Source organism: Ancylobacter sp. 3268, from assembly GCF_031456575.1.
Classification (GTDB): domain Bacteria; phylum Pseudomonadota; class Alphaproteobacteria; order Rhizobiales; family Xanthobacteraceae; genus Ancylobacter.
On the sequence record NZ_JAVDUX010000020.1, the window covers coordinates 53,959 to 71,296 of the forward strand.

The 17,338-nt window shown below is 69.6% G+C and carries 14 protein-coding genes; 6 read left to right on the forward strand and 8 right to left on the reverse strand.

Going from position 1 to position 17,338, the window contains the following annotated elements:
* Nucleotides 1–6: 6 nt before the first annotated feature.
* From J2X65_RS23145 to J2X65_RS23175, 7 genes are all read right to left on the reverse strand, one after another.
* Nucleotides 7–801 carry an ABC transporter ATP-binding protein gene (locus tag J2X65_RS23145; RefSeq protein WP_310206533.1) on the reverse strand — a complete coding sequence of 265 codons (795 nt, stop codon included), beginning with the start codon at nt 799–801 and terminating at the stop codon, nt 7–9.
* Between the two features lie 11 nt (nt 802–812).
* The gene (ntrB, locus tag J2X65_RS23150) at nt 813–1,718 is read right to left on the reverse strand and encodes a nitrate ABC transporter permease (protein WP_310206536.1); all 906 of its coding nucleotides are present in this window, start codon (nt 1,716–1,718) and stop codon (nt 813–815) included.
* Nucleotides 1,719–1,786: 68 nt separating this feature from the next.
* Nucleotides 1,787–3,142 carry a CmpA/NrtA family ABC transporter substrate-binding protein gene (locus J2X65_RS23155; protein ID WP_310206539.1) on the reverse strand — a complete coding sequence of 452 codons (1,356 nt, stop codon included), beginning with the start codon at nt 3,140–3,142 and terminating at the stop codon, nt 1,787–1,789.
* 387 nt (nt 3,143–3,529) lie between these two features.
* A complete protein-coding gene (locus J2X65_RS23160; RefSeq protein WP_310206542.1) occupies nt 3,530–4,690 on the reverse strand; it encodes a CmpA/NrtA family ABC transporter substrate-binding protein in 1,161 nt (386 codons plus the stop codon).
* Between the two features lie 24 nt (nt 4,691–4,714).
* Nucleotides 4,715–5,305, reverse strand: a complete 591-nt coding sequence (locus J2X65_RS23165; RefSeq protein WP_310206545.1) for an ANTAR domain-containing protein — start codon at nt 5,303–5,305, stop codon at nt 4,715–4,717.
* Nucleotides 5,306–5,419: 114 nt separating this feature from the next.
* Entirely contained in the window at nt 5,420–6,715 is a 1,296-nt protein-coding gene (locus J2X65_RS23170) for a PAS domain S-box protein (RefSeq protein ID WP_310206548.1), read from the reverse strand.
* 87 nt (nt 6,716–6,802) lie between these two features.
* Nucleotides 6,803–8,152, reverse strand: a complete 1,350-nt coding sequence (locus tag J2X65_RS23175; protein WP_310206551.1) for a formimidoylglutamate deiminase — start codon at nt 8,150–8,152, stop codon at nt 6,803–6,805.
* 102 nt (nt 8,153–8,254) lie between these two features.
* Between J2X65_RS23175 and hutI the strand changes: the two genes are divergently transcribed.
* From hutI to J2X65_RS23200, 5 genes are all read left to right on the forward strand, one after another.
* A complete protein-coding gene (gene hutI, locus J2X65_RS23180) occupies nt 8,255–9,457 on the forward strand; it encodes an imidazolonepropionase (protein ID WP_310206554.1) in 1,203 nt (400 codons plus the stop codon).
* Nucleotides 9,454–10,995: a histidine ammonia-lyase gene (gene hutH, locus J2X65_RS23185; protein WP_310206559.1), complete on the forward strand. Its 1,542-nt coding sequence runs from the start codon at nt 9,454–9,456 to the stop codon at nt 10,993–10,995. Before hutI ends, hutH begins: the two co-directional genes overlap by 4 nt.
* A 220-nt stretch (nt 10,996–11,215) precedes the next feature.
* Nucleotides 11,216–12,046, forward strand: a complete 831-nt coding sequence (gene hutG, locus J2X65_RS23190) for an N-formylglutamate deformylase (protein ID WP_310206561.1) — start codon at nt 11,216–11,218, stop codon at nt 12,044–12,046.
* The gene (gene hutU / locus J2X65_RS23195; protein WP_310206563.1) at nt 12,043–13,710 is read left to right on the forward strand and encodes a urocanate hydratase; all 1,668 of its coding nucleotides are present in this window, start codon (nt 12,043–12,045) and stop codon (nt 13,708–13,710) included. The genes hutG and hutU overlap by 4 nt, the downstream gene beginning before the upstream one ends.
* 166 nt (nt 13,711–13,876) lie before the next feature.
* A complete protein-coding gene (locus J2X65_RS23200; protein WP_310206566.1) occupies nt 13,877–15,088 on the forward strand; it encodes a hypothetical protein in 1,212 nt (403 codons plus the stop codon).
* 7 nt (nt 15,089–15,095) lie between these two features.
* On the opposite strand, the gene hutC is transcribed toward J2X65_RS23200, so the two are convergent.
* Nucleotides 15,096–15,836: a histidine utilization repressor gene (hutC, locus tag J2X65_RS23205; RefSeq protein ID WP_310206569.1), complete on the reverse strand. Its 741-nt coding sequence runs from the start codon at nt 15,834–15,836 to the stop codon at nt 15,096–15,098.
* A gap of 200 nt (nt 15,837–16,036) precedes the next feature.
* On the opposite strand from hutC, the gene J2X65_RS23210 reads away from it, so the two are divergent.
* Nucleotides 16,037–17,269, forward strand: coding sequence for an FAD-dependent oxidoreductase (locus J2X65_RS23210; RefSeq protein ID WP_310206658.1), 1,233 nt, complete (start codon nt 16,037–16,039; stop codon nt 17,267–17,269).
* Nucleotides 17,270–17,338 lie beyond the last annotated feature (69 nt).

Below are 17,338 nucleotides of genomic sequence, written 5' to 3' on the forward strand. Positions count from 1 at the left end.
GCCTCCTCACGCGGCTTCGACGAAGCGGTGGCGCTCGTACAGGAACTTCAGCACCGCCTCGCGGCAGGCGAGGTAGGCGGGGTCGGTGACCAGCTCCAGCCGGCGGCGGGGGCGCGGCAGGCGCACCTCCAGCACCTCGCCGATGCGGGCGGAAGGGCCGTTGGTCATCATCACGATGCGGTCGGAGAGCAGCACCGCCTCGTCGACGTCATGGGTGATCATGATCACCGTGTTGCCGAGCGCGGCGTGGATCTGCATCACCGAATCCTGCAGATGCGCGCGGGTCAGCGCGTCGAGCGCGCCGAAGGGCTCGTCGAGCAGCAGCACCTTCGGCTGCATGGCCAGTGCGCGGGCGATGCCGACGCGCTGCTTCATGCCGCCGGAAATCTCGGACGGGCGCCGGCCCCTGGCATGGCCCATCTGCACCAGGTCGAGATTGTGCAGCGTCCAGTCATGGCGCTCGGCGCGGCTCTTCACCCCGGCGAACACCTTGTCCACCGCGAGGCGCACATTGTCGTAGACCGACAGCCAGGGCAGCAGCGAGTGGTTCTGGAACACCACGGCGCGGTCCGGGCCGGGGGTATCGACCTGCCGGCCCTCGAGGATCACCCCTCCGGCGGTGGCCTGGGTCAGCCCGGCGACGATGTTGAGCAGGGTCGACTTGCCGCAGCCGGAATGGCCGATGACGGAGATGTACTCGCCCTTGGCGATGTCGAGCGAAACTTCCTTCAGCACCTCGGTGACGCTGCCGCCACGGGCGAAGGACTTGTCGATGTGGTCGAGCTTGAGATAGGCGGTCATCGGATCCTCCTTCAGGCAGCGGCGGTGCCGCGGGTGACGAAGGCGCCGATGCCGGCGACGAGGCGGTCGAGGATGAACCCGACCACGCCGATATAGACCAGCGCCACGATGATGTCGGACAGGCGCGAGGAGTTCCACGCGTCCCAGATGAAGAAGCCGATGCCGACGCCGCCGGTGAGCATTTCCGCCGCCACGATGGCGAGCCAGGACAGGCCGACGCCGATGCGCAGGCCGGTGAAGATGTAGGGCGCCGCCGAGGGCAGCATGATCTTCACGAAGAATTCCAGCGGGTTGAGCCGCAGCACCTGGGCGACGTTGCGGTAGTCCTGCGGGATGTTGCGCACGCCGACCGCGGTGTTGATGATCACCGGCCAGATGGCGGTGATGAAGATCACGAATATCGCCGACGGGTTGGAATCGCGGAAGGCTGCGAGCGCGATCGGCAGCCAGGCCAGCGGCGGCACGGTGCGCAGCACCTGGAAGATCGGGTCGAGCCCGCGCATCGCCCAAACCGACTGGCCGACGATGACGCCGAGCAGCACACCGGCCACCGCCGCGAGGCCGAAACCGACCGCGACGCGCTGCAGCGACACCAGCACCCGCCAGCCCAGGCCGATATCCTGCGAGCCGTTGACGAAGAACGGGTCGACGATGAGATCGTAGGATTCCTGCCAGATGGTGGAAGGCGGCGGCAGTGTCGCGCCCGGCCCGGAGCACAGCAGCTCCCACAGGCCGAGCAGCGCCAGCAGCACCACGAGAGGCGGCACCGTCGCCACGGCGGCGCGATGAACATAGCCAGCAAAGCGATTGGGGCGTGTGGCCGGCCGCGACGGCGTGAGCCGGACGATCTCGGCGGTCTTGATCTTTGCGGCGGCCGGCGAGGCGATGGCCTCGCCCTTCAATGCAGTGATCGGCATGCGAAGCTCCCGGAGCGAGAGGCGGGGTATCGAGCGGATCCGGCGGGCATCCGCCGGAGGGAGGCGGCTCAGGCGATGCGCTTGATGCCGAGGCTGGCGAGATAGGCCGACGGGTTGTCGGGATCGAACACCTTGCCGTCGAAGAAGGTCTCCTTGCCGCGCGAGGTCGAGGCCGGGATGTCCGCGGCCGCGACGCCCAGTTCCTTGGCCGCGGCGCGCCAGATGTCCTCGCGATTCACCTTGTCGACCAGCGCCTTGACGTCGGTGGACGGCTCGAACTTGCCCCAGCGCATGTCCTCGGTGACGAACCAGGCGTCATGGCTCTTGAAGGGATACGAGGCGTGGTCCCGCCAGAACTTCATGTAGAGGTCGGTGCCGGTGGCGACGCGGCCGTCGCCATAATTGATGTCGCCCTTCAGCCGGCCGAGCACGTCCTTGGGCGGCACGTTGAACCACTGCCGGCGGCCGAGGATCTGCGCCATCTCGTCCTTGTTGGCCATGGCGTCGCACCATTGCTGGGCTTCCATCACCGCCATCAGGATCGCCCGGGCGGCGTTGGGGTTCTTGTCGACCCAGGCGGCGCGCATGCCGAGCGCCTTTTCGGGATGATGCTTCCAGATCTCGCCGGTGGTGCAGGCGGTGAAGCCGATGCCCTGGTTGACCAGCTGCTCGTTCCACGGCTCGCCGACGCAGAAGGCGTCCATGTTGCCGACCTTCATGTTCGCCACCATCTGCGGCGGCGGCACCACGATGGTGGAGACGTCCTTGTCGGGATCGATGCCGGCCGAGGCCAGCCAGTAGCGGATCCACAGGTCATGGGTGCCGCCCGGGAAGGTCATGGCGACCTTCACTTCCTTGCCGGCGGCCTTCTTGGCGGCAAACGCCTCCTTCAGCGGCGCGGCGTCGGCGGTGACCTTCAGCCCGGCATATTCCTGCGCGACCGAGATGCCCTGGCTGTCGAGATTGAGCCGCGCGAGGATATACATCGGCGTCGGCACGTTGTTCTGCGTCACCTTGCCGGTGGAGATCAGATACGGCATCGGGGTGAGGATATGCGCGCCGTCGATCCCGTTGCTCTCGCCGCCGAGCACCAGATTGTCGCGGGTGGCACCCCAGGACGCCTGCTTCGCCACCTCGACATCCGGCATGCCGTATTTGGCGAACAGGCCCTTCTCCTTGGCGACGATCAGCGGCGCCGCATCGGTGAGGGCGATATAGCCGAGCACCGCCTTGGTCGTCTCCGGGCTGGCGGCCTGGGCGAAGGGCACGCCGCCGGGAAAGGCGAGGCGCACGCTTTCCATCAGCGCGGCGGTGCCGAGGGCGGCGGCGCCGGATGTGAGGAAGGAACGGCGGGAGACGGCGGAGCCGGCGACAACCGCCTTGCCGGCGGAGTACAGACGGTCGGAGGTGTTGCGGTCGGTCATGAACGTGCCCCTCGGAAATTTTTGAGAAGCCGCGCCCAATTCCGAGCGCGGCGATGAAACGCAAGCAAGCCACGGCGTTGACGGAGATGATCCGTCTTGCTGGCAGCGGCTTTGCTGCAACCCATCGCTGGGCGGAATACGGGAAACCGTGATCGTCGTTGACCGAACGGCGACACTAAACATACACAAATCGTGCCAACTGCGCAAAGACAGCGGCTTGCAGGCTCGATCTGGAACTATTTCAATCGGTTACGGTTCAAAACACCGTCTCGGGGCGCGGTTTCAGGCCGTTTCTCGCGCGCTCAAAATCTGAGCAAGCCGCGCCATTTCGTGCGGATATTTCTTGCAAGCGCGCAAGAAAGCATCGCCGCGGGCCTCGCGCCTCTTTCAGCGCTTTCCCAGCCGCGCCAGATAGGCCGCGACGCTCGCGCTGTCCTCGGCATCGAACGCTTCGCCGAAACGCGTGCCGACCGGATCGCCTTGCGCCGCCGGCGGGCGCGCGGCAAGCCCGAGAGCCGCGTCGTAGAGATCGGGCCGATAGACCGCCTGCGCCTCGTGCACCGCGTCCGCCGCGTAGCCGGCCTGTCCGGCCCGCACCATCTGCGCGTAGATCCACAAGGCGTGGCGCGGATCCGGCCGCGTGGCGCCGCCCCGGTGCAGCACCAGGAAATCCGGGTCGGTGCGGGCGGTGCCGCCGGGCCCGACATCCGGCCGCCCGGTCAGGGTGCGCTCGATGATGTCGGCGCGCACGCCGAGGAAGCGCGGCTCGGCGAGCAGGCGGACGAGATCGCCGCGATTCTCCGGCGCCTCGCTCCAGCGCGCCGCCGCCTCCAGCGCGCGGATCAGCCGGCGCAGCACGTCCGGCTCGGCATTGGCGAAGCGGGCATGCACGCCGAGCACCTTTTCCGGCGCGCGGGCGAATAATTCGGTGCCGAGCAGCGCGATGCGGCCGACCCCGGCCTCCACCGCCACGCTGTTCCAGGGCGAGCCGACGCAGAAGCCGTGGATCAGCCCCGAGCGCAGATTCTCCACCGTGTAGGACGGCGGCACCACCACCAGCCGCACGTCGCGATCGGGATCGAGGCCGCCGGCCTCCATCAGGTGCCGCAGCGCATAGGTGTGGGTGGAGAACGGATAGACCGAGGAGAAGGTCAGCTGCTCCTGCCCCGCGCCCGCCCGCCCGCGCACCACCGCGCCGAGCGCCCGCGCCGTGCCTTCGCCGGTGGCGAGGTCCTCGCCGGTCGCGCCCATCGCCGCATGCAGCTCCGGGGCGACGGTGATGGCGCCGCCATTGAGATTGAGCGCGAAGGCCGCCACCAGCGGCACCCGCACATGGCCGAGGCCGAGCGAGGAGGCGATGGCCTGCGGCGCCAGCATATGCGCCCCGTCGAGCAGGCCGACATTCAGCCGGTCGCGGATATTGGCCCAGGAGACCTCGCGGTGCAGGTCGATCTCCAGCCCCTCGGCGGTGGCGAAGCCGCGCTCGGCGCAGGCGATCAGCGTCGCGGCGTCGGTGAGCGGGATGAAGCCTATGGCAAGCCGTCTCATAGTTGCCGTCTCATGATCGCCGTCTCATTTCAGCATTTCCGCCGCGGTGATGATGGACTGGGCGATATCGGCGAGCCGCTTCTTCTCGTTCATCGCCGTGCGCCGCATCAGCGCATAGGCGGTGGCCTCGTCGAGGTCCTTCAGCCGCATCAGTATGCCCTTGGCGCGGTCGATGGTCTTGCGCTCCTCGAGCTGGGTGCGGGTCTGCTCCAGCTCGGCGCGCAGCTTGGCGAAGGCGCGGAAGCGGCTGATGGTCATGTCGAGGATCGGCTTCACCCGCTCCTTCTTCAGCCCGTCGACGATATAGGCGGAGACGCCGGCATCGATCGCCGCTTCGATGGTGGAGCTGTCCGACTGGTCGACGAACATGGCGACCGGCCGCTTCACCTCGCGGCTGACCTGGAACATCTGCTCCACCACGTCGCGCGAGGGTGTTTCGAGGTCGATGACGATCACGTCGGGGTCGATGGCGTGCAGCCGCGCCAGCAGATTGTGCCGCTCGGGCAGGCAGATCACGTTGACATAGCCCGCCTCGCGCAGCCCCTCGTCGAGGATGGCGGCGCGCAGCGGGCTCTCGTCGACGATGACGATCTTCAGGCCCGGATCAACCGGCATGGGGGCGTGCCATCATCGGAGTCAAAGGCGAACGGCAACGGAGCATCGGCACCACGCACTGGAACATCCCGCGCCAGGAAGCAAGCGGCGGGCCGAAGCCGGCAGCTGCGTCCGTCAGCCGCTCCTCAGCACCGCCAGCTCCTTCTTGAGCGCCCGCGTCTCCTCGAAGCGGCGGGTCACGTCGCGCAGCACCGACGCCATGCCGCGCACCTGCCCTGCCGCGTCCTTGAGCAGGACGATGGTGAATTCGAGCGAAATGCGCCTTCCGTCCTTGGTCAGGCCCGGCACCGCCAGCAGGTCGCCGGCGCCGTAGCGGCTCTTGCCGCTCGCCACCGTCTCGGCATAGCCCTCCCAGTGGCGGGCGCGGAACGGCTCGGGGATGATGATGTCGAGCGATTGGCCGAGCGCCTCCGCCTCGCTGAAGCCGAAAATGCGCGCGGCACCGGGATTCCACATCACGATCCGCCCGTCGCGGTCGCTCGCCACCACCGCATCGGCGGCGCTGTCGATCAGGCCTTCGGCAATCTCGTCGCGGGCGAAGCCGCCTTCGGCCTTGGCCTGATAGGCCTCCACCGCATCGCCTGAAGCCGGCACCGGCGCCGAAGCCTCGCCCTCCGCATCGAACAGGTCCTCGACCGGGCCGAAGAACTCGTAATGCAGCCGCTCCGCCGGGACGCCGGCCTTGGCGAGTGCCGGCACCAGCGCCCGCAGCAAGCCGAGCGGACCGCAGACAAAATACTCCGCCTCGGCCAGCGGCGTCTCGGCCGTCAGCCAGTCGGCCGTCAGCCGGCCGGGCAGGTCGAAATCGCTGCCCTGCCGGTCCTGCGGCCGCGGCTGGCTGTAGAAGAAGGTGGCGCGGGCATTCGGCAGCGCCCCGACCAGCTGCTTCACATGCGCGGCGAAGGCATGGGTGGCGCCGTCGCGGGTGCAGTGGACGAAATGCACCGGCACGCTCGCCTTCTCGGCCGCCAGCGCCTCCAGCATGGCGATCATCGGCGTCAGCCCGACGCCGCCGCTCACCATCACGATCGGCCGCGTCCGCGTTGCCGGCAGCACGAAGCTCCCCGCCGGCGGCGCGATCTTCAGCGCGGTGCCGGCCGGCGCCGCATCGTGCAGCCAGCGCGACACCTGTCCCTGCGGCTCGCGCTTCACCGAAATGCGCAGATGATCGCCATTCGGCGCCGTGGAGATGGTGTAGTTGCGCTTGGTCTCGCCGAGGCCGGGAATCGCGGTGAACAGCGTCAGATACTGCCCGGCGACATGGGCGGGCGGCGGCGTGCCGTCGGCGGGTGCCAGTTCGAAGGAGGTGATGATGTCACTCTCCTGCCGGCGCGCGCGAATGCGGTAGTCGCGCGCCGCGCCGGCCTCGTTCGGGGTGGCGGGCTGCGCCGCCTGTTCGTTGTCACGCATCGGAGCGTCCTCCACTCCGATTTGATGTATACCAAATACAAGGTTTCGACGACCCCGGCGGCACGGGAAAGTCCGGAGGGCCGTCGATCAGTGGGCCAGCTTGTCCAGCACCCGCCGATAGCCGGCCTCGGCCGCCTCGCGGGCATGGTGGCGGCCGCGTTCCACCAGCTTCACCCCGCCCCGCCACACCGCATCGACCGGCGCGCCGCCGGCAAAAATCCAGCCGTCGATGAGCGCATCGCCCGTCTTGCCGTGCAGCGACGGCGTGCCGGCGTCAAAGCTGACGAGGTCGGCCGGCCGCCCCACGGCGATCCCCGCCTGCGCCCCCAGCGCCTGTGCGCCGCCGGAAAGCGCAGCATCGAACAACCGACGCCCGGTCGAGGCGCCCGGCGCCAGCGCCATCACATTACGCGCCCGCTGGCTGAGCCGCTGGGAATATTCCAGCAGCCGCAGCTCCTCCGCCGCATCGATGCGCACATTGGAATCCGAGCCGACGCCATAGCGCCCGCCCAGCTCGGCGAAGCGGCCGCCGGGGAAGATGCCGTCGCCCAGATTGGCCTCGGTGATCGGGCACAGGCCGGCCACCGCGCCGCTCGCCGCCAGCCGCGCGGTCTCCGCCTCGGTCATGTGGGTGGCGTGGATCAGGCACCAGCGCCCGTCCACGGGGGCGTTGTCGTAGAGATAATCCACCGGCCGCGTGCCGGAGAAGGCGAGGCAATCCTCGACCTCCTTCACCTGCTCGGCGACATGGATGTGGACCGGCCCGGCGGTCAGCGGCAGGATGGCGGCGATCTCCTGCGCCGTCGCGGCGCGCAGGCTGTGCGGCGCGAGGCCGAGCACCGCGCCGGGCAGCGGCGCCACCGCCCTTGCGGCGCTTTCCATCAGCCGGCCGAAGCGCTCGACATCGTTCAGGAAGCGCCGCTGGCCGTGCCCGGGCGCCTGCCCGCCGAAGCCGCCATGCGCATAGAACACCGGCAGCAGGGTCAGCCCGATGCCGGTGACCGACGCCGCGGCGGCGATACGGTGCGAGAGCTCGCCGATATCGGCATAGGGCATGCCGTCGCGGTCGTGATGCAGGTAGTGGAATTCGCCGACACGGGTGAAGCCGGCCTCCAGCATCTCGACATAGGCGAGAGCGGCGATCGCCTCGACATCGTCCGGGTCGAGCCGGTCGACGGCACGGTACATCTGGTCGCGCCAGGTCCAGAAGCTGTCGCCCGCCGGGCCGCGCACCTCGGTGAGTCCCGCCATCGCCCGCTGGAAGGCATGGCTGTGCAGGTTGTGCAGGCCGGGAATCACCACCGCATGGCGTTCGTCGCCGGGCTGCGGCGCCACGCCGGCGGCGATGCCGACGATGCGTCCATCGGCTAGGCTGAGACGCACATCGCGCATCCAGCCCTTGGAAAGCAGCACACTGCCGCACCACAACACAGTCATCGCCGCCGCCTTTCGCCGATTCGATATGGACAAGCCGCCTTCGCTGTATTTATGTATATACATATTAAGGCCGTTGCCAACGACTTTGCCGGGAGCCCGGACATGAGATGCGAGCGTATCTGGCGCGGTGCCCGCCTCGCCACCCTCGACGAGGCCCGGCCGGGGCTCGGCATCGTCGAGGACGGCCTGATCGCCGCCGCCGATGGCCGCATTGTCTATGCCGGTCCGGCCACCGAGGCTCCCGCCTTGGAGGCGGAGGAAACCCTCGACGTCGAGGGCCGCTGGATCACCCCCGGCCTGATAGATTGCCACACCCATCTCGTCTTCGGCGGCGACCGCGCGCATGAGTTCGAATTGCGGCTCGCCGGCGCCTCCTATGAGGAGATCGCCCGCGCCGGCGGCGGCATCGTCTCCACCATGAAGGCCACCCGGGCCGCCAGCGAAGAGGACCTCGTCGCCGCCGCCCTGCCGCGCCTCGACGCGCTGATCGCCGAGGGCGTCACCACCATCGAGATCAAGTCCGGCTACGGTCTTTCCGACGAGGCGGAGCTGAAGAGCCTGCGCGCCGCCCGCGCGCTCGGCAAGGCGCGCCCGGTGTCGGTCGCCGCCACCTATCTCGGCGCCCACGCCCTACCGCCGGAGGCGAACGGCGACAAGGCCGGCTATATCGATCAGGTCATCGCCCTCTTGCCGCGCATCGCCGCCGAGAAGCTCGCCGATGCGGTGGACGCCTTCTGCGAGGGCATCGCCTTCCCGCCCGACGAGGTCGCCCACCTGTTCGCCGCCTCCCGCGCCCTCGGCCTGCCGGTGAAGCTGCATGCCGACCAGCTCTCCAACCTGCACGGCGCCAAATTGGCCGCCGAATTCGGCGCGCTGTCCGCCGACCATCTCGAGCACACCGACGCCGACGGCGCCGCCGCCATGGCGCGGGCCGGCACGGTGGCGGTGCTGCTGCCGGGCGCCTTCTACTTCATCCGCGAAACCAAGCTGCCGCCGGTCGATCTTTTCCGCGCGCATGGCACGAAGATCGCGCTGGCCACCGATTGCAATCCCGGCACCTCGCCGCTCACCTCGCTCTTGCTCACCATGAACATGGGCGCGACGCTGTTCCGCCTGACGGTGGACGAGTGCCTCGCCGGCGTCACCCGCGAGGCCGCCCGCGCGCTCGGGCGTCTCGACGACATTGGCACGCTGGAAGCCGGCAAACAGTGCGACCTCGCCATCTGGGACATCGAGCGCCCGGCCGAGCTGGTCTACCGCATGGGGTTCAACCCGCTGCATGCGCGGGTGTGGAGGGGAAAATGACCGAGATCGTCCTGAAGCCCGGCGCCGTCTCCCTCGCGGAGTGGCGCGCCATCTATCGCGGCGCCAGCGCCCGGCTCGATTCCGCCTGCCTGCCGGCGGTGGAACGCTCGGCCAGGGCGGTGGCCGACATCCTGGCGAAAGGGGAACCCGTCTACGGCATCAATACCGGTTTCGGAAAGCTGGCGACGGTGAAGATCGGCGATGCCGACCTCGCCACGCTCCAGCGCAACATCGTGCTATCGCATGCCGCCGGCGTCGGTGCGCCGATGCCGGTGCCGGTCGCCCGGCTGATGATGGCCTTGAAGCTCGCCAGCCTCGCCCAGGGCGCCTCCGGCATCCAGCCGGCGACACTCAAGCTGCTCGAAGCCATGCTGCAGAAGGGCCTCACCCCGGTGGTGCCCTGCCAGGGCTCGGTCGGCGCCTCCGGCGACCTCGCGCCGCTGTCGCACATGACCACCACCATGATCGGCGTCGGCGAGATCTTCGTCGACGGCACCCGGCTGCCGGCCGCCACCGCCTTGGCCGATGCCGGGCTCGCGCCCGTCGAGCTGGGCCCCAAGGAAGGCCTCGCCCTCCTCAACGGCACGCAGTTCTCCACCGCCAATGCGCTGGCCGGCCTGTTCGAGGCGGAAAACCTCTACCGCTCGGCCCTCGTCACCGGCGCGCTGTCCACCGATGCCGCGCGCGGCTCGGATGCGCCGTTCGATCCGCGCATCCACGCGCTGCGCAAGCACAAGGGCCAGATCGAGACCGCCGAGGCGCTGCGCCGGCTGATGGCCGGCTCGGCGATCCGCGCCTCGCATCTCGTCGGCGACGAGCGGGTGCAGGATCCCTATTGCCTGCGCTGCCAGCCGCAGGTGATGGGCGCGGCGCTCGACGTGCTCAGACAGGCCGCGACCACGCTGGAGACCGAGGCCAACGGCGTCTCCGACAATCCTCTGATCTTCGCCGAGGACGGCGTCGCGCTGTCGGGCGGCAATTTCCACGCCGAGCCGGTAGCCTTTGCCGCCGATATGATCGCATTGGCCGTCTGCGAAATCGGCTCGCTGGCCGAGCGGCGCATCGCCATGCTGGTCGACCCGGCGCTGTCGGGCATGCCGGCCTTCCTCACCCCCAAGCCTGGGCTCAATTCCGGTTTCATGATCCCGCAGGTCACCGCCGCCGCGCTGGTCTCGGAGAACAAGCAGAAGGCCTATCCGGCCAGCGTCGATTCCATCCCGACTTCCGCCAACCAGGAGGACCATGTCTCCATGGCCGCCCACGGCGCCCGCCGCTTGCTGGGCATGGTGGAGAACGCCGTGGCGGTGATCGGCATCGAGTTGCTGGCGAGTGCGCAGGGCTGCGATTTCCACGCCCCGCTCGCCTCCTCGCCGGTGCTGGAGAAGGTACGCGCCGCCATCCGCGCACAGGTGCCGCATCTCGATGACGACCGCTATTTCGCCCCCGACATGGAAGCGGCCAACGCGCTCATCCGCTCCGGCGTCATCGCCGCGCTGGTGGGCGGCGTGCTGCCGGCGATCAGCGGGGAGACAGAGTGATGACGGACGCCTTGGCTTACCTCTCCCCGTGGGGGAGAGGTCGGCGCGCAGCGCCGGGTGAGAGGGGACGACATCGGGGGGCCGGGAAGCCCCCTCAGCCCAGCCCTCTCCGCCAACATCGGATGTCTCCGATGTTGGCCATGCCGAATGCCGAACTCGGCAACAGCCGAGTTCGGTGCGGGGAGAGGGAGCCCCGGCATCCTTGCGGAAATCAACGCCCATGACTGACCGCCCCGATTTCCTCTCCGTCCATCGCGGTACTGCGCCGCTGGTGGTGTCGCTGCCGCACACCGGCACCGACATTCCCGACGACATCGCGCCCGACCTCGTCTCGCCCTGGCTCGCCCGCAAGGATTGCGACTGGTGGATCGAACAGCTCTACGATTTCGCCGCCGGCATGGGCGCCAGCGTGGTGCGCACCTCGATTTCCCGCACCGCCGTCGACGTCAACCGCGATCCGTCCGGCGTCTCGCTCTATCCCGGACAGGCGACCACCGAGCTGTGCCCGACCACCAGCTTCGACGGCGAACCGCTCTACAGGGACGGCAAGGACCCGGACGTTGCCGCCCGCCGCGCGGCCTATTTCGATCCTTATCACGCCGCCCTGTCGGCGGAGATCGAGCATGCCCGCGCCACCCACGGCACGGTGGTGCTGTATGACTGCCACTCGATCCGCTCGGTGATCCCCCGCCTGTTTCCGGGCACGCTGCCGGACTTCAACCTCGGCACCAATTCCGGCGCCAGCTGCGCAGCGGAGTTGCAGGCCGCCATCGAGGCGATCTGCGACGCCACCGCCTTCTCGCGCGTCAGCAATGGCCGCTTCAAGGGCGGCTACATCACCCGCCATTACGGCGCGCCGGAACGCGGCGTGCATGCGGTGCAGATGGAACTCGCCTGCCGCGCCTACATGCCCGAGCCGCTCGGCCCCGTCGGCCCGGACAACTGGCCGGCGCCCTATGATCCCGCCTACGCTGCCCCCGTCCGTTCCGCGCTCGTCGCCATCTTCGAGGCGTGCCTCGCCTTCGCCCGCTCTGAGGGAGCCCGTCCATGACCCGTATCGACAATTCCCGCACCATCCGCGCCGCCCGCGGCACCGAGCTCACGGCGAAGAGCTGGCTCACCGAGGCGCCGCTGCGCATGCTGATGAACAATCTCGATCCCGATGTCGCCGAGAAGCCGGGCGAACTGGTGGTCTATGGCGGCATCGGCCGGGCGGCGCGCGACTGGGAGAGCTTCGACCGCATCGTCGCCACACTGCGCCGGCTGGAGGAGGACCAGACCCTGCTGGTGCAGTCCGGCAAGCCGGTCGGGGTGTTCCGCACCCACAGGGACGCGCCGCGGGTGCTGATCGCCAATTCCAACCTCGTGCCGCGCTGGGCGACCTGGGAGCACTTCAACGAGCTCGATAAGAAGGGCCTGATGATGTACGGCCAGATGACGGCCGGCTCGTGGATCTATATCGGCGCCCAGGGCATCGTGCAGGGCACCTACGAGACCTTCGTCGAGATGGGCCGCCAGCATTTCGGCGGCTCGCTGAAGGGCAAATGGATCCTCACCGGCGGCTTGGGGGGCATGGGCGGGGCGCAACCGCTCGCCGCCACCATGGCGGGGGCGAGTTGCCTCGCGGTGGAATGCCGGCCCTCCTCCATCGAGTTCCGGCTGCGCACCGGCTATCTCGACACCTCGACCACCAGCCTCGACGAGGCGCTGCTGATGATTGAGCGCTCCTGCGCCGAGGGCAAGCCGCTCTCGGTCGGCCTTCTCGGCAACACCGCCGAGGTGCTGCCGGAACTGGTCAGGCGCGGCATCCGGCCGGATGCGGTGACCGACCAGACCTCGGCCCATGACCCGGTCAACGGCTATTTGCCGGCCGGCTGGACGCTGGGACAGTGGGAGGATCGCAAGCTCTCCGATCCCGCCGGGGTGGCGAAGGCGGCCAAGGCCTCGATGGCGGTGCACGTCACGGCAATGCTCGACTTCTTCCATCAGGGCATCCCCACCGTCGACTACGGCAACAACATCCGCCAGATGGCGCTGGAGGAAGGCGTCGCCAACGCCTTCGATTTCCCCGGCTTCGTGCCGGCCTATATCCGCCCGCTGTTCTGCCGCGGCATCGGCCCGTTCCGCTGGGCGGCGCTGTCCGGCGACCCGGAGGACATCGCCCGGACCGACGCCAAGGTGAAGGAGCTGATCCCCGACAATCCGCACCTGCACAACTGGCTGGACATGGCGGCCGAGCGCATCCAGTTCCAGGGCCTGCCGGCGCGCATCTGCTGGGTCGGCCTCGGCGACCGCCACCGGCTCGGCCTGGCCTTCAACGAGATGGTGCGGACAGGCGAACTCAAGGCCCCCATCGTTATCGGCCGCGACCATCTCGATTCCGGTTCGGTCGCCTCGCCCAACCGCGAGACCGAAGCGATGCAGGACGGCTCGGACGCGGTGTCCGACTGGCCGCTGCTCAACGCCCTGCTCAACACCGCGTCGGGCGCCACCTGGGTGTCACTGCATCATGGCGGCGGCGTCGGCATGGGGTTCTCCCAGCATGCCGGCATGGTGATCTGCTGCGACGGCACGGCGGAGGCCGATGCCCGCCTCGCCCGCGTGCTGTGGAACGACCCCGCCACCGGGGTCATGCGCCATGCCGATGCCGGCTACGACATCGCGCTCGACTGCGCCCGCGAGCACCAGCTCGACCTGCCGGGCATATTGGGCTGAGGGCGGTGGTGCCGCGGGGGCGCCCGCCTCGTTGACCGCTGTCGCTGCCGCCGCTTCGGTGGCATGATCCGTCGGCGCGGGCGCGGCCGGCCGCCGGCCGTGCCACGAGCCGGGACGAGGCGGGGCGGCGCGGGGCGGGGCGGCGCGGGGCATGAAAAACGGGGGCATGAGGAATTGGCTTGTCGGGCTCGGCAGCGTCATCGCCGCCGTCGCCCTGGTCGTCGGCAATGCCGATAAGATCCTGTCCTTCGCCAAAACCTGGGTAGCGCCGAGCCTCGCCCCCTATTTCACCGACCAGGCGGTGATGACCGTCCGCATCGAGCCGGGCGTCGACCTCGCCGCCGACGTCTTCGCCGCCGATCCGGCGAACGCCAACCGCGCCGTCGCGGTGGCGCAGGCGCGTAAGGGCGAGGACGCCCGGCTGACGGTGCCGGCGCGGATGCTCTACACGCTTGGCTGGCAGGGGCCGGGGCTGAAAGCCGGCGCCGCCGAGAAGCTGCTCGCGGTGGAGGGCGGCTCGGTCTATATGCTGGGCCGCAAGAGCGAGGCGGATGGGCTGGTGGAGCTGACCCTGCGGCGCGGCGCCTCGTCCGACGGTGGCGGCGAACCGCCGGCACCGGCCGCCGGCGAGCCGAGCGCCGGCCTGCTGCTGTCGGCGCGGGCCGCACGCGCCGTTGCCGATCCCGGCGCGGCGCCGCCGGCCTCCGGCAGCTTGCCGGAATTCGACCGCGCGCTCGCCATTGTCGGGCTGTTCGAAACCGGTACCACCGATTGCGGCCGCCGGGTTTCGGTGGAACGAGCGGTGCGCGGCTTCGGCCGAAGCCTCTCGGTCGGGTGCGTCGGAGCCTCGATACCGGGCTGGCTCGGCGAGATGATCGCCGCACTCGACGATGGCACCACACGCCGGCTGGACACGCTGCTGGGCGAGGATGCCAAGCCCTTGCGCGCGCTTGCCAACGGCTTCAACGACGTCGGCGGCGACGACCTCGCCCGCGCCGGCCGCCAGCTGATGGCCCTGCCGGAGTTCCGCATTGCTTACCAGCAGCGGGTGCTCGACGCCTACAGGCAAGCGGCCGAGTTCGCCCGTGCATTCGGCCTTGCGAGCGAGCGCGGCCGCCTGCTCGTCTTCGACCGCCTGGTGCAGGCCGGCCCGGGCTCGGTGCGGCGGGCGCTCACCCAGTTCGCCGCCCTCGATCCGGCGCCGCCCACTGGCGAGCCGGAACGGATCGCGGCGGTGGGGGCCCTCTTCGCCGGGCAAAGGTCGGGCGCCCCGCAGCCAGCCGTCGCCCGGCGGATCGACACCATCGTCACCGGCCGCGGCACGGTGCGTGGGATCGCCTTCTCGCTGGACGAACTCGGCGTTTCGGCGACACCCTGATCCCGCCTCACCCCTTCGGCGAGAAGTGGGCGACGAGATTATAGGCATCGCCGCGGAACAGCTGGCGGGCATAGGTGATGGTCTGCTCGGCGCGGAAGGTGCGCCGCTCCAGGCACAGGCATGGCGCGCCCTTGGTCACGTCGAGGTCGCGCGCCTCGCGCGCCCCCGCGGCCAAGGCCGAGATGCGGTGCTCGGCCGCCGTCCATGGCACATGGCCCAGCAGCCAGGAACCCGGCGCGGTCCGCGAGAAATCCACCGACGCCGCCTCCGGCACCACGGCAAGCGCGATCAGCCGATCCTCCACCGCGAAGGGCCGTCCATTGGAGAGGTGCAGGCAGCGCAGCTCCACCACGCCCTCGCCGGTCGCCATGCCGCTCTCGGCGGGGTCGGCACCGCCCGCCACCCGCAGCCGGCGCGACAGCAGCCGGTAGCCATAAGCCTCGCCGCGCGCGGCGATCTCGTTGGCGAGGTCGGGGATCTCCAGCACCGCCGACTGGATGCGCGGCTGGATGACGAAGGAGCCGGCCCGCCGCCGCCGCTCGATGAGCCCGGCGGCCACCAGCCCGGCGATCACCTTGTTCACCGTCATCCGGGCGCAGCCATACTGCGCCATCAACTCGTGCTCGAACGGAATGCGGTGGCCCGGCTTCCACTCCCCGGAGAGGATCTTCCCCTCGAGATCGGCGCGGATGCGCTGGTGCAGCGTGGTCGGCTCGGCCGGCGGCACGGTTTTGGCGGAAACGGTCACTCCGGCAGCCACTCCCTTTGCCGCGCCCCGCCGGCGTGGCCCCCTCGCCCATATGTGTAGACATGAGCGCGGCGGCTGCCAATGCACGTGCCGATGTTTATGCTTACTGTGCGAGGCTCATATCTTCGGGCGACCCGTCCGATCGCGAGAAAGCTGCCATCGTGCCTACTCTCCATCGAAACGACCATGATCCCGGCGGCGTGCAAGACCTCGACGGGGTACCAAACCTCGATTGCGTCATTGCCGGCGCCGGACCGGCCGGCCTCATGCTGGCGCTGCTTCTGGCGCGTGCCGGGCTGAGGGTCACCTTGGTCGAGAAGCACGCCGATTTCCTGCGCGACTTTCGCGGCGACACCATCCATCCCTCGACGCTGGAGGTGATGCACGAGCTCGGCCTCGCCGAGGCGCTGCTCCAGCTGCCGCACACTCGGGCGCCGACCTTGCATGCCGAGATCGGCGGGGCCGACGTCACCCTTGCCGATTTCTCGCGGCTGCCGGTGCGGGCCCGCTTCATCGCCTTCATGCCGCAATGGGATTTCCTGGCTTTTCTGGCCCGCGAGGCCGCCCGCTTTCCCGGCTTCCGGCTGATCATGAACGCCGAGGTGACGGCGCTGATCGAGGAAGCCGGCCGCATTGGCGGGCTCGTCATCCGTACCCCGGAAGGCGAGATGCCGATCCGTGCCGCGCTCACCGTCGGCGCCGATGGACGCGGCTCGCGGGTGCGCGCGCTGGCGGGGCTGCACGTCACGCAGTTCGGCAGTCCGAGCGATGTCCTGTGGTTCAAGCTGTCGCATCGGCCGGGCGATCCGAGCCCGACCATGGCTCATGCCGGACCGCGGCAGGGCTTCGTGCTCATCGACCGTGGCGAGCATTGGCAATGCGGCTATGTGGTACGAAAGGGCAGCTATGCCGATGTGCAGGCGCTGGGGCTCGATGCCTTCCGCGCCGCCGTCGCCGCCGTCTCGCCGCTGCCGGCGGAGCGGGTCGGCGAGATCACATCCTGGGACGACATCCACCTGCTCAGCGTGCGCATCGACCGGCTGGCGCGCTGGTGGCGGCCGGGCCTGATCTGCATCGGCGACGCCGCGCATGCGATGTCGCCGATCGGCGGGGTCGGCGTGAACCTTGCCATCCAGGACGCGGTGGCCGCCGCCAACCGCCTCATCGCGCCGCTGCGGGCCGGCCGGCTCGGCAATGCCGATCTCGCGGCGGTGGAGGCGCGGCGCCGCTTTCCCACCTGGGCGACCCAGAAGCTCCAGCTGATGATGCGCCGCAATCCCGACAAGCCGCGCAGCGCCAGCCGCAGCGGGCCGCCCGGCTTCCTGAAGGCCATTGCCCGCTGGCCCGTGCTCGCGCATCTCGCCGGCCGGCTGATCGGCCTCGGCTTCCGGCCCGAGCACGTAAAGCCCGAGCATGTGAAGCCCAGCATGTGAAACCGACGACGTGAAGCCCCTGCCTGCGCGGCCGGACCGGCAGGAAGCTGGCGCCCGAAAGCAGCGGCA

Excerpts from the sequence above, each read along its gene's own strand:
- J2X65_RS23170 (WP_310206548.1), bottom strand. The coding sequence starts at position 6,715 with ATGCGTGACAACGAACAGGCGGCGCAGCCCGCCACCCCGAACGAGGCC.
- J2X65_RS23145 (WP_310206533.1), bottom strand. The coding sequence starts at position 801 with ATGACCGCCTATCTCAAGCTCGACCACATCGACAAGTCCTTCGCCCGT.
- ntrB (WP_310206536.1), bottom strand. The coding sequence starts at position 1,718 with ATGCCGATCACTGCATTGAAGGGCGAGGCCATCGCCTCGCCGGCCGCC.
- J2X65_RS23175 (WP_310206551.1), bottom strand. The coding sequence starts at position 8,152 with ATGACTGTGTTGTGGTGCGGCAGTGTGCTGCTTTCCAAGGGCTGGATG.
- J2X65_RS23155 (WP_310206539.1), bottom strand. The coding sequence starts at position 3,142 with ATGACCGACCGCAACACCTCCGACCGTCTGTACTCCGCCGGCAAGGCG.
- hutG (WP_310206561.1), top strand. The coding sequence starts at position 11,216 with ATGACTGACCGCCCCGATTTCCTCTCCGTCCATCGCGGTACTGCGCCG.
- hutU (WP_310206563.1), top strand. The coding sequence starts at position 12,043 with ATGACCCGTATCGACAATTCCCGCACCATCCGCGCCGCCCGCGGCACC.
- J2X65_RS23160 (WP_310206542.1), bottom strand. The coding sequence starts at position 4,690 with ATGAGACGGCTTGCCATAGGCTTCATCCCGCTCACCGACGCCGCGACG.
- hutH (WP_310206559.1), top strand. The coding sequence starts at position 9,454 with ATGACCGAGATCGTCCTGAAGCCCGGCGCCGTCTCCCTCGCGGAGTGG.
- hutI (WP_310206554.1), top strand. The coding sequence starts at position 8,255 with ATGAGATGCGAGCGTATCTGGCGCGGTGCCCGCCTCGCCACCCTCGAC.
- J2X65_RS23165 (WP_310206545.1), bottom strand. The coding sequence starts at position 5,305 with ATGCCGGTTGATCCGGGCCTGAAGATCGTCATCGTCGACGAGAGCCCG.
- J2X65_RS23200 (WP_310206566.1), top strand. The coding sequence starts at position 13,877 with ATGAGGAATTGGCTTGTCGGGCTCGGCAGCGTCATCGCCGCCGTCGCC.